The organism is Vibrio sp. QJM3NY_26, from assembly GCF_057786005.1.
On the sequence record NZ_CM173515.1, the window covers coordinates 207,924 to 220,980 of the forward strand.

Annotated in this window: 10 protein-coding genes; all 10 read left to right on the plus strand. The window is 36.1% G+C overall.

Going from position 1 to position 13,057, the window contains the following annotated elements; all coding sequences use genetic code 11:
- Nucleotides 1-341: 341 nt before the first annotated feature.
- The 10 genes from AC3CH4_RS00945 (at nucleotide 342) to AC3CH4_RS00990 (ending at nucleotide 13,049) form a co-directional block, all read left to right on the plus strand.
- Nucleotides 342-1,478, plus strand: coding sequence for a polysaccharide export protein (locus tag AC3CH4_RS00945; RefSeq protein WP_488543166.1), 1,137 nt, complete (start codon nucleotides 342-344; stop codon nucleotides 1,476-1,478).
- A gap of 64 nt (nucleotides 1,479-1,542) precedes the next feature.
- Nucleotides 1,543-1,983 carry a low molecular weight protein-tyrosine-phosphatase gene (locus AC3CH4_RS00950; RefSeq protein ID WP_488543167.1) on the plus strand — a complete coding sequence of 147 codons (441 nt, stop codon included), beginning with the start codon at nucleotides 1,543-1,545 and terminating at the stop codon, nucleotides 1,981-1,983.
- Nucleotides 1,984-2,101: 118 nt separating this feature from the next.
- Nucleotides 2,102-4,264 carry a polysaccharide biosynthesis tyrosine autokinase gene (locus AC3CH4_RS00955; protein WP_488543168.1) on the plus strand — a complete coding sequence of 721 codons (2,163 nt, stop codon included), beginning with the start codon at nucleotides 2,102-2,104 and terminating at the stop codon, nucleotides 4,262-4,264.
- Nucleotides 4,265-4,351: 87 nt separating this feature from the next.
- Nucleotides 4,352-5,791: a Coenzyme F420 hydrogenase/dehydrogenase, beta subunit C-terminal domain gene (locus tag AC3CH4_RS00960; protein WP_488543169.1), complete on the plus strand. Its 1,440-nt coding sequence runs from the start codon at nucleotides 4,352-4,354 to the stop codon at nucleotides 5,789-5,791.
- A gap of 2 nt (nucleotides 5,792-5,793) precedes the next feature.
- A complete protein-coding gene (locus AC3CH4_RS00965) occupies nucleotides 5,794-6,999 on the plus strand; it encodes a polysaccharide pyruvyl transferase family protein (protein WP_488543170.1) in 1,206 nt (401 codons plus the stop codon).
- A 20-nt stretch (nucleotides 7,000-7,019) separates the two neighbouring features.
- Nucleotides 7,020-8,450 (plus strand): oligosaccharide flippase family protein, encoded by a 1,431-nt coding sequence (locus AC3CH4_RS00970; RefSeq protein WP_488543171.1) that lies wholly within the window; start codon nucleotides 7,020-7,022, stop codon nucleotides 8,448-8,450.
- A gap of 1 nt (nucleotide 8,451) precedes the next feature.
- Entirely contained in the window at nucleotides 8,452-9,570 is a 1,119-nt protein-coding gene (locus tag AC3CH4_RS00975; RefSeq protein WP_488543172.1) for a glycosyltransferase family 4 protein, read from the plus strand.
- A complete protein-coding gene (locus tag AC3CH4_RS00980) occupies nucleotides 9,549-10,862 on the plus strand; it encodes a hypothetical protein (protein ID WP_488543173.1) in 1,314 nt (437 codons plus the stop codon). The genes AC3CH4_RS00975 and AC3CH4_RS00980 overlap by 22 nt, the downstream gene beginning before the upstream one ends.
- A gap of 7 nt (nucleotides 10,863-10,869) precedes the next feature.
- Nucleotides 10,870-11,958: a glycosyltransferase gene (locus AC3CH4_RS00985; RefSeq protein ID WP_488543174.1), complete on the plus strand. Its 1,089-nt coding sequence runs from the start codon at nucleotides 10,870-10,872 to the stop codon at nucleotides 11,956-11,958.
- Complete coding sequence (locus AC3CH4_RS00990; protein ID WP_488543175.1) at nucleotides 11,955-13,049, plus strand: glycosyltransferase; 1,095 nt, start codon at nucleotides 11,955-11,957, stop codon at nucleotides 13,047-13,049. The genes AC3CH4_RS00985 and AC3CH4_RS00990 overlap by 4 nt, the downstream gene beginning before the upstream one ends.
- The last annotated feature ends 8 nt before the right edge of the window (nucleotides 13,050-13,057 follow it).

Below are 13,057 nucleotides of genomic sequence, written 5' to 3' on the forward strand. Positions count from 1 at the left end.
ATCTCGTATCTCCCCCTAAACCATTCAACAAGGTTGATAATAAAAACAAACTGTGGATAATACATACGGATTAAGTTTGAGCATGCTTTTGATGCGTGCTTTATAAAATCACCATTGGCTTTTCTTTACCGTTCACGGGCCGCTTATGGTGCACAGATAACTACGCAGTGTGATGTCGCGGCATATCAACGGGCGGTAGCGTGCCTGAAAGCAATTTAAAGTGGAACCGATATCAAACTATCACTCCTTGCGCCCACCGTTTAAGCCATTGCCAATGGTAAGGTCACTTATCTTGTATCACTTGGACGTGATTACATTTTCTCAACTATGATTTGGTTAACATGAAGATTAAGAAAAATCGTCTCCTTCTTGCGTTATTGCCCGCTTTATTAGTTGGCTGTACGACTCCAGGCACGCACCTTACTACCGATGATAAGAATGTGATTCTTCCTTCTGAAGAACAACAAGCTGCGGATATTTCAGATGTTGTTAACCTCTACCCTCTAACAGCGCAAACTGTCTCTAGTTATAAAAGCCAAACGCAGTCGATATCTCAAGCTAATCCAGAGTTAGATGTCGATATCGCAAAGTATGAGTACAAAGTTGGCGTGGGGGATATTTTGAATGTCACGATTTGGGATCACCCAGAGCTAACGATTCCAGCTGGCTCTTACCGTAGTGCTTCTGAAGCGGGTAATTGGGTACATGCAGATGGCACCATTTTTTACCCATACATTGGAACAGTAAAAGTCGCTGGCAAAACCGTTCGTGAAATTCGTGCAGATGTGGCTGAACGTTTGGCAAAGTATATTGAAAGCCCGCAGGTGGATGTGAATGTAGCGGCTTTCCGTTCTAAAAAAACCTACGTGACTGGTGAAGTTTCCAAGCCTGGTCAGCAAGCGATTACTAATATTCCTTTAACATTGCTTGATGCGGTGAACCGTTCTGGTGGCTTATCTGAAAATGCAGATTGGCGTAATGTTTCTTTAACGCGTAATGGGGTTGAAGAGAACATTTCACTGTATGGACTAATGCAGCGCGGTGATTTAACGCAAAACCGCTTATTGCAAGCCGGTGATATTGTCCATGTACCGCGTAATGACAATCAAAAAGTCTTTGTGATGGGTGAAGTGAATGAGCCGCAGCTACTAAAGATTGATCGAGTCGGTATGAGCCTTACTGAAGCGTTGAGTAATGTGGGTGGCATCAATCAACTATCTGCCGACGCGACAGGTGTATTTGTGATCCGTACCTCTGATGATAAATCAAAGCGTATGGCAGATATCTACCAGCTGAATATTGAAGATGCTTCTGCTTTGGTAATTGGTACTGAGTTTGATTTGAAGCCGTATGATATTGTTTATGTAACGGCAGCGCCTATAAGCCGTTGGAACCGCGTAATTGGACAACTTGTTCCAACTATTACTGGTTTCAATGAATTGACTGAAGGCGTGCTACGTATTCGTAACTGGCCGTAAATACAGTAGGTTAACTATCGGGTCACATTCTGTGTGGCCCGGTTTATATGGTTGATAGTAATTTATGTTTAATAAAATTCTAGTGGTTTGTGTTGGCAATATTTGCCGCTCTCCATCAGGCGAGCGTGTTTTGCAAAAACTATTGCCAAACAAACAGGTGGCATCTGCAGGTATTGCTGCGGAAAAAAGCCGTTTGATTGGCAAACCAGCAGATGAAACTGCAATTCTCATTGCAGCAGAAAATGGCGTGGATGTAGAAGGTCACCAATCACAACAAGTCACGCCTCAGCTTTGTGCGCAGTATGATTTGATATTGGTGATGGAAAAAGGCCATATGAAAGCGTTGACTCAGATCTCTCCAGAAGCGCGCGGAAAAACCATGTTGTTCGGCCAGTGGATCGGTCAACAAGACATTCCTGACCCATATCGCCAAAGCCGAGAAGCTTTTGAGCATGCTTACCAATTGATTGATGAAGCGGCGCAAGCGTGGGCGAAAAAGCTGTAATCAATTTAACAAAGCCTCTCATTCAATCGAGTAAGCTTTTAGTCAGCATAAACGATTTAGGTTGGTTTGTTTAAAACCAACCAACAAAATAGTACGAGTTTTAGGAAATAGTAATTCGATGACAACACAACCATCTAGGCAATCACAGACTGAGAATTCAGATGAGATAGATTTAGGAAAACTGCTTGGCATTCTGCTGGACGCTAAATGGCTAATCATGCTGACCACATTCGCTTTTGCTGTGTTTGGTATTGCGTTTGCATTGCTTTCAACGCCGATATACAAAGCCGATGCACTGATTCAAATTGAAGAGAAGAGCTCTGGCGGTATTTCATCGATGGTCGGTGACATGGGCGAGTTGTTCTCTCAAGAATCTTCTGCCACGACAGAAGTGGAGATCATCAAATCTCGTATGATCTTGGGCGAAACGGTTGATAAGTTTAACCTAACGACGGTGACATCACCGAACTACGCACCTATCGTCGGTAAAGGTTTTGCTCGCTTAACTGGCGACATTAACCACATCGCAGTGAGCCGTTTTACTTTGCCAAGCTATGCGAGCGGTTACGCACACACCATTCAGATTCTCGATGCCGAGCAAGGCACTTACCAACTGGTTCGTGACGATGAGCGCGTTATCTTGCAAGGCAAAGTGGGTGAGCTAGCAACAGCCGACGACTACAGCTTGTTTGTGGCTGGTTTTGAATCGCATAACGATTTTGAATTCTCTATTAGTCAACGTAGCCGACTAGAAGCGATCGAATGGTTGAAGAAGTCTTTATCATTGTCTGAGCAAGGCAAGCAGACTGGCATTTTGAAGCTGAGCTTTGAAGGTGAAAACAAGCAGCAAATCTCTGAAATCCTCAATCACATTAGCCAGATTTACTTTTTACAGAACGTGAAGCGTAATTCAGCGGAAGCAGAGAAGAGCCTTTCTTTCTTAGAAAGTCACCTTCCGGGTATTAAATCTGAGCTAACTGGCTATGAAGACGTATTAAACAATTACCGCCAAAAGAACGAATCGATCGATTTGGGTTTAGAAGCACAATCAACCTTGAAGGTAATGGTAGAGCTTGAAGCGCAATTGAACGAACTAACATTTAAAGAGAGTGAAATCAGCCAGCGCTTTACTAAAGATCACCCAGCCTACAAAGCCCTGCTTGATAAGCGTAAAACGCTACTGGGTGAAAAAGAGCGCCTAAACAAGCAAATACAAAAGCTACCGAAAACACAACGTGAAGTACTGCGTATGACACGTGATGTTGAAGTAAACCAACAGATCTACATCCAGCTATTGAACAAGGTTCAAGAACTAAGCATCATCAAAGCGGGTACGGTCGGTAACGTTCGTATTTTAGACGATGCGCAAGCGTATGCTCGCGCTGTAAAACCTAAGAAGCCTCTAATTGTTGTATTAGCAACGCTATTAGGTGGCATGCTAAGTGTCGCGTTTGTATTAGTGAAAGCGGCGTTCCACCGTGGTGTGGAAAGCCCAGACCAAATTGAACAAATCGGCCTTCCGGTTTACGCAGCGGTACCAAAGTCAGATTTGCAATTGGAGCTAACCAACCGCTTTAAATCGAAGAAGCAGCAAACCAAGGGGACGCAAGCACTGCTTGCCGAATCGAACCCTGCGGATCTTTCGGTTGAAGCGCTGCGTGGCCTTCGTACCAGCTTGCACTTTGCAATGCTTGAAGCCAAAAATAATATTTTGATGATCTCTGGCCCAGCGCCGGGTATTGGTAAATCTTTTATCTCGACCAACTTTGCCGCGGTAGCTGCAAAAACAGGCCAAAAAGTGCTGTTGATTGACGCGGATATGCGTAAAGGCTACCTACAACAAAGCTTTGGTGTGAAATGGGACAATGGCCTTTCTGATGTATTGAGCAGCAAGAAAGAGTTCGCTCAATCAGTGAAGTCGACTCCAGTCGAAAACCTAGAAATCATTACCCGTGGCCAAGTACCACCCAACCCATCTGAACTGCTAATGCACCCACGCTTTGCAGAGCTAATGGAGTGGGTATCAAAAGAGTATGACTTGGTGATTGTCGATACCCCACCTGTACTGGCAGTAACCGACCCAAGTATTGTTGGCGCCTTCGCTGGCACCACATTAATGGTTGCTCGGTTTGGTCAAAATACCATAAAGGAAATTGATGTTGCTCGCAACCGCTTTGAACAATCAGGTATTCAGGTGAAAGGTGTTATTTTCAATGCGATTGAGAAGAAAGCCTCAAGCTCTTATGGTTACTATAATTATACTTATAATAGTGAAAAGTAGTTTGTCAGGATTTGGACTTCACGAATAGTCTAAAAACTATAACTTATAGGGAAATTATTTCTCAGCTTATAAATAATCGGTGGTAATGTGGATATTTATATAAAAAATATTGATGAAGTTGTGTTGGGAGATTATTGTGTAGGTTGTGGTGGGTGTACAATTAGCAATCATCTCACTATGAATTTAGATGACAAAGGTTTATATACTCCAGTTAAAGTAGAGCCCGATAAAGACGTCGAAGAGGATATGATTAATAAGGTCTGTCCATTTTCTAGTGAAAAGAATGAAGATGATATAGCAGAACTTTTCTTAGATAAACCTAACTTGAAATACAAAAAAAACTTAGGCTATATTGATAAATGTTTCGCTGGTAATGTCTTGGAAGATAATTATTGCGAGAATGGAAGTTCAGGAGGAATGGTTAGTTGGTTGTCGTCCGAGTTAGTAAAATCTGGTGAAATCGATGCGCTAATTCATGTAAAGCAATCTACTAGCTCTATGCATATTTTTGAGTATTGTATATCAGATAGTATAGAAGAAATTAAAGAAGGTTCTGGATCTAAATATTATCCCATTACGTTAGAGAATGTATTACAAAAAATATCAGAATCTAGAGATAAGAGGTATGCATTTATAGGTGTTCCTTGTTTTGTAAAGGCAATTCGACTGCAAATGTTATACAACAAAAACATAGCTCATAAAATAAAGTATACTATTGGTATTGTTTGTGGACATCTAAAAAGTGCCGGTTTTTCAGAGTACTTAGCTTGGCAACAAGGAAATAGACCTAACAACCTTAGAAATGTCGACTTTAGAAGAAAGTTAAAATATCGAGGGGCAAGCAGTTATGGCTTTTCTTCAACTTCAGATCTAGGAAAGCGTATAGTAACCCCAATGGTGGCTCTTAAAGGAGGAGATTGGGGGAAAGGCTTTTTTAAGTTAAATTCATGCGAGTTTTGCGATGATGTATTTGCGGAAACGGCAGACATTGTTATTGGTGATGCATGGTTAAATAAATATAAATCGGATTCCAGAGGGACAAATATTGTCCTATCACGAAACAAGATCATAACAGAGTTAATCGAAAAAGGAATTTCGGAACGAAGGCTAAATGTTGAAGTTGTTGATGAAGATGACGTCTATAAATCACAAAGAGCAGGCATTGTACACAGGACTGAAGGGCTTTCTTTTCGTTTAAAAGCCAAAGTGGACGCGGGTAAAAATGTTCCTGTAAAAAGAATAAGACCAGGCTCTATTGATGTCAGTGAGTACAGAAAACGAGTATATAAATATAGAGAATATATGCGCGAAATGAGTCATACTGCTTTCAAGTCAGCAAAAGACGCTAATGATATTGGTGTCTTTGATAATATTATGACTCCGATATCAAATGAATATGAAAAGATTTTAGTACCGTCTTTTTTAAATCGAATGAAATCTAAAGTGATTTTGAAAATAAATCACTTTGTTCGTAAGATAACAAGGACATACAACGTAGAGTTATTTAAAAGTAGAGAAGTTGAATAGAAATGAAAAAGAAGCATAAAAATATCATCCTGTCTAATCTATTGTTAAGTAATGTTGGATGTGAAATAATTTTGAGAGGAACTATAGCCTTTATTTCTAAGAGGCTTTCAAATTACGAACTGTCATTCTACTTTCCAAGCTATCAAGTAGACTATGATAGCAATCTTCTATCTGACTTGGATTGTGTGCATGTAATACCAATGGTTGAATGGAGGAAATATTTCAGAGGGGTCAGCAGAAAGCTAGGATTATTTGAAAAAGCTTGGATACCGAGATTCGATAGTAAATATATTAAAAATGCTGATTTGTTTATATCTGTAGGTGGTGATATCTATACGATGTTTGGCAACCAACCCCCTCAAGACTGGGTTTGTTTCGAGAAATATGCATCAAAAAATAATGTTCCATCATTGATGTTTGGTGCCAATATGGAGCGTTTTGAAATTCTTACGGAAAAAGATAGGACTGGATTAATTGAACATCTAAAAAGATTCAGGAAACTCTTAGTTAGAGATGAAGGGACAAGAAACTACCTCGAGAATTTCGGTGTCAAAAATAATACTAGCATGTACCCCGACCCAATATTTAGTCTTAGGCCTGTATCCCAATTTAGTAATAATGAAATAAGGAAGATTGCGGTTAACTTTACTCCTATCTTACTAAGGGAATTTGGTGATGACGTTGTTAAGGTATACGTAGACCTAATTGAAAAACTGTCTAAACAAGGCTATGAAATTCACCTTCTACCACATGTTACTTCAGTAACAAGGAACAAGAGTATTGATGATCGTATTGCTATAGAAACTCTTTATAACTCTTTAAGTGAGTCTACTAAGGAAAAGGTATATGTCTTTAATGAACAGTGCAGCCTATCAACCATCACGGATGAATTAAGCAAGATAGATTTGTTTATAGGTGCTAGAATGCATGGATGTTTAAACTCTTTGACTTTAGGTAAATCGGTTATATTTCTAGGCTATAGTAGTAAAGCATATACAATGGTGGAAACCCTAAAAAGTCAGACTCCTTTCGAGAACGTTTCGCATTGCTTCGATGCGATTAGCGCAGATAAAATATCTTCAGAGTATGTTTCTAATTTTATTGAAAACAGAAATAAATTTGCTAATGAAGGTTCTTGTATTTCAGTCGATACAGAGAAATACTTAATGGGTTTACCGGCTTGGAGTGATTGTAAAGATATTATATAAAATTTGACAGGTGATATATTTTGGCAACTTATAAAGATAAGCTAATTAGTGGATTCTTGTGGACAGTATTAGCTACGGTTGTGACCAAATCTTTGTCATTTATAAACCAAGTTGTATTGGGTTATGTTCTCGATGTTACTACGTATGGTGTGTTTGCTATAGTTGCATCATCCATGATATTTGTGAACGTTTTTCAAAATAGTGGACTATCAAAAAAATTAATAAGTGCCCCCGAGGTATTTAAAATAAATATAAAACCTTATTCTGAGTTAAGTTTCTATTTTTCTATACTAGGTGTTTTTGTTTTTATTTTGTTAGGCATTATTAACTCGAACATGATGGATATTGATCGGTTAATTTATGTTTATATTATCTTTTCTGTTAGTATTCCAATTATAGCTATTTCGCATTTATATATATCTAAACTTAGCGTTGAGCTAGATTTTAGATGTATAAATAAAATAGCTATATGCTATACATCATTTTATTATATATTTATGATTTTTATAGCTTATTTTGGGGCGGAAATATTCACTATGGCTATAGCCGTAACTATAGGTTCGGCTATACACCTTTTGCTTTTACGATTGGCGTCTAAAGGACTAGAGCTCTCTTTTTTATTTAATATTGGTAGATTGTTATCTGGTCTTTATGAAAATAGATATTTACTAATAACAGGGTTCCTATTATCAGTATCCAGTAGGGTTGATTTTTTGGTTATAAGTCATCTTTTGTCAATTGAGGAGCTTGGTTCATATTATTTTGCATTTATGTTGGTAGGTAGTATAACTGTTCTGATAACTTCTGGTATTAACCAAACATTGCTACCCATTTTCTCACGGATGAAAAGTGATGTGGAAAAACTGTCTGAAACTTATCTAAACATTAGTGTGTTATCTAGTCTTTTAATGGGAATTGGCTGTATTTTCATTATGAAAATGAGCCCTTTTTTAATTGAATTCATATGGAAAGATAAATGGGCCTTAGCAGTGCCAATAGCTGTAATTTGTGCATCATTTGTGCCTATTAGAATTTTGACTACTCTAAGTTATGTTATACTAGAATCACACGCTATGTGGAAAAAAAGAGCACTATTTTCATTACTTGAAATTTTATCTCTATCGATTTTTGTTTATTTCGGTGCAAATGAAGGTGGTTTAATAGGCGCTGCTTTGGCTACCGCATTGCAACGAGTACTTTCAGGTATTTTGTCTTTTTTATATTCATTAAAGTTACTTCAAGTTGATGTGAAAAAGTCATGTATAGTCATATTAAAGATATTAATACCTTATGCTAGCATTGTTATTTTTTTATCCTATTCCCGTTTTTTTAATGAGGGTTTTTTTGAATTACTCTTTTCGTCAATTACTATTTCACTGATATATATATGTGTTAATTTAGTTTTCAATTGGAGGTTGGTTAAAATGAACTTTATTAAGTTCCGGGGTTGATATGTTTAAAAGTAAAACTATATTTTTTTTGTTAATGGGAACTGAAGGGTACGGAGTAAAAACTGTTTGGAACAACTTGATTAAAGGATATGTTAATCAAGGTGCATCAGTACATGTTCTTTTCAAAACCAAACCCAACTCTCAAAAAGGTCTTGATTTGTCAAGAATCAGTAGCGTTCATTACATTACTGACTTGGGGATTATTGGTGCGTTAAATCTTATAAAGAGTAAAGGCTGTGATGACCTTATTTTACAGAACCCCAAATTGATCCCCTTTGCTAGTTTGTCAAGGTGGATTAATAAAAATTCTATCAATTGGATGATGCCCAATGTAATTAGTGATAGATATCCGCTAAATGTTAATAAGTTAATTTATAGGTTTATCATTTCTGTTACTGGATTAAAGGTTTTACCTAACTCATTTTATACTGCAAGAAGTACTGGTATTAGTTGCTTGGCTAATTATGTTGTTTATCCTGCAATTGATATTGAAAAGCTAGATGAAGACTATTCTCGGGGATTGAGTAGAAATGAGTTAAAAATCCCGGATGATAGTATTGTTTTTTGCATGATCGCCAGTTTAACTAAAATTAAGGGGCACGATATAGTTATCGATGCTTTGCATCGCTTAAAGCAAGTTGGTGTAGAACCTTATCTCATAATTTGTGGTGGACCAGTTGAGGGTGAAGTTGGGCTTGATATAAAAGAACGGATTAGCAATTATGAACTTGGAAGAACAGTATTACTAGTTGGTGAATCAAGTAATGTGGCGCAGTTTTATAAAATTAGCGATGTGCTAATTAGTGCTACAACTATACCAGAAGGTTTTGGTTTATCTATTGTAGAGGCTATGTCACAGGGAACACCTGCACTTGCACAATCAATAGGAGGTCCTAGTGAAACAATATCCGATTTAGATACCGGTTGGTTATATGAAGATTTAACCCCCGATAGCCTCGCGATAAAAATAAATCAAATAATTGAAAATAAAGAGAGCATTCCCAGAATTGCCACCAACGCACGAGAAGTAGCTCGAACTAAGTATTCTATCAGTTCAATGATAGATAATATTGATAAAAAATTAACTAGTAGTATGTCATGTATTTTAAAAAGAAATTAGCTTTGGATGCTATAAGCGCACTCTTTGTTATTTATATCTTTATAGTTAGCTTATTACCACTAATGGTCATGAATAAGCCTAATGAGAATTTATTTATTTCAATGCTATTTTTCTTGATAATATTTCAGTCATGTGTTGGCTTTTATATTTACAAAGGTTTATCATTATTTTCAATATATTTTGTTTTCTCTCTCGTTTTTTTTGGTTATGTCCCCTCTATTGAATATCTTAGTGATGTGGTATACGGTATAAATAAGCCTTTCCCTGACTCTACTTATATTTTAGTCAACATCATTTTGTTTTTGATCAATACTTTTTTTCTTTGTGCATACTTTTTTCACCATAAATACTTAAATGATATTTCATTTGAATTTAGACGCTTCGAAATTAGTTTAAGTGTTAAATGGAAATTGTGGTGTGTTGTAATCTCAAGCATTACACTTGCTCTGATTGTGAACAATTTTTCTATTCCTTCCTTAATGTTTAGAGGTGCTGAGTTTGAAGAGGGTAGATTTTCAGCATTGTCGCTGGTACTAGATCGAGTATCCAAGTTTTCTGTTCTTTTTGTATTTATTTATGCATATCAGACAAATATAGGCTTACGGCATAAGATACTATTTTTTTGCACACTCCTAATTGTAGCATTTCCTTCTTCTATGCCTAGATTCATGGTAGCGTCAATATATTTGCCCACTTTAATAATAATGTTACCCATGCTAAAACAAGGGCTTATGTTCTCATTGTTGATTATTTTGTCTTTGAATACAGTTTTTCCACTACTAGATAAGTTCAGACGGATGGATAGTTTTTCGGATTTCGACTTTTCAATTTCCGATAAGTTTTATACGGTTGGTCATTTTGATAGTTATCAGACTTTGTTAAGGGTTACTGATGAATATATTATTACATACGGCTACCAACTTGTAGGTAATCTATTATTCTTTATACCAAGAAGTATTTGGTCATCTAAGCCTATTGGCAGTGGCTCATTTATGGCCGAACAATTGGGTTATTCATTTTCTAATATATCTATGAATTATTTTTCTGAAGGGTTTGTTAATTTTGGTTATCTCGGAATTTTAATTTACGTTGTTTTTTTGTACGGTATTTTTGTTTATTTGTCTAGAAAAGTAGTTGTTTATAATAGAGAATTGTACAAATACTTTTATATCTATTTTTGTTCTTTCTTTATATTGGTTATGCGTGGTGATTTTATAAGTGCTTTTTCAACAGTAATATCATGTATATTGGTTTTAATTATTTTGAATGTGGCAATTTTCAAGTTTAAGTGAGGCTGTTTTGAAAAAGAAACTACGGGTAGCAATCGTACAAGAATATTACCCACATTATCGTCAAGAGTTTATTTCTCGAATCTGTTCGGACAAATGCTTGGATGTTGAGTTGTTCTCGTATGCTCAAACGAATAAGATAGAAAACGGATCTTCATCAAGTCTTTTTTTTAAAAAGCTTAGTTCTATTCGTTTACGTCATTGTTCACTTTTTAATATACTTCCTTTGCTATTTAAATATGACATAGTTGTTTTGCCTGGTGAGATTAAAAATATCTCTGTTTGGTTTGCTCTTTTTTGGTTTAAATTTATTCGAACGAATTGTGAAACAATTCTTTTTGGACATGGCATTAGTGTTCCGAACTATTTAGTCGAAGAAAAAAAACTAAATTCACTTCGAGTTACATTCAATAGATTGAGCACATCTATGTGGTTATATACAGAGCAAGAAGAAACGATATGGAAAAAAATAAGAGCCTCCGAAAGAGTGGTTGGTCTTAACAATACATTGTCTGATTATAATCGAAATCATTATATTGAAAAAGAATTCGTTAGAGATAAATATAATATAAAAACTAGTTTTAATTTGATCTTCTGTGCGCGATTTACTCAAAAAAACAGAAGGATTGATTTGTTATTATCTCTGGCAGAAAAATTACCTGAAAATATTGGTCTTATTATTATAGGTGAAGGAGCATTAAAACCAGATTTTTCAATGTTTCATAATGTTTATGACTTTGGTGGGATATATGATGATAATATGAAATCTGAGCTTTTTTCCATTGCTTCATTGTACTTTCAGCCAGCTTGGTGTGGGCTTTCAATTGTAGAGGCAATGATGCAGAAAAAGCCTGTTATTACTTATCGTAGGAGTCCATCATTACATCAATGTGTGGAATATTCGTATATAAAAGATGGTGTTAATGGTTTTATATTTGATAATGAGTGTGAACTGTTAGATTATATATCTAAACAAGATGTTAATTCAATTTGTGATTTGTCAAGTTCAACCAGAAAATATTACGAAGAAAATTTGACTGTGCATAAAATGGCTAACAAGGCCATAGCCAATATTAAACTTATGAAAGAGTTAAAATGAAAATTCTTATAAACGCTTCAAATTTGCATTCAGGAGGCGGTGTTCAAGTAGCTAGTTCTTTTTTAACAGAGCTTGCTACAATTGAATGTGAATATGAAATATCTATAGCGTGTTCCAGTTCTGTCTTTCGAAATTTGCCCGATAATTTTCCAAAAGATAAATTTAAAAATTTTCTTGTGGTTGATGTATTATCTTATTTTAGTGTTTTCTCGTTGCCACCTATTTTTAGTCAACAGTATGATGTTTGCTTCACGGTTTTTGGCCCTTTCTATGGTTCAGTTAAAGCTAAAAAGCACTTTTGCGGCTTTGCGCAGCCTTGGATTGCTTATCCAAATAACAATGCATATGAATTACTTAATATTTACAATAGAATAAAATATCGTGCTCGATTTTTCTTACAAAGCTATATTTTTAAGAGGTATGATGGTTTAATTGTTGAGCAGAATCATGTGAAATTGGCTTTGATAGATCAAGGTTTCAAGAAGGATAGCTTGTATACTGTTTCTAACTGTATATCATCTCTATATGATAATCCTAGACTATGGGCTCCTATCTCCGCCCCTAAATCAGAAACAACATTTACATTGGGCTTTTTAGGTAGAGCTTACTTACATAAAAATTTGACGATTTTACCACACGTTATAGATATACTTAGAAATAAATATAGCTTTAATGCTAAGGTGCTATTGACGCTTAGTGAAACGGAGATGGTTAATTTAGGATTTGATAAAATAAAGGCTATTGAAACAGTAGGTGAAATTACAGTTTATCAATGTCCTAATTTTTATCGTCGTATTGATGCCTTAATTTTCCCAAGCCTATTAGAGTGCTTTTCTGCGTCGCCGATCGAAGCTATGAAAATGGAAAAGTTAGTATTTGCGTCTAATTTTGACTTTGTTAAAGAGGTTTGTGGTGATGCTGCAGTTTATTTCGACCCTAACTCTCCGGAAGATATAGCTAAAAAAATATATGAAACAGTAATCAATGTTGATTTGATCGCCAATAAAATGTCTTACTCAAAGAAAATATCCAAGAAGCTCCCTACTGCTAGAGACAGAGCTCAAAGATACTTGGATATTATTGCTAGTTAAAAATTATA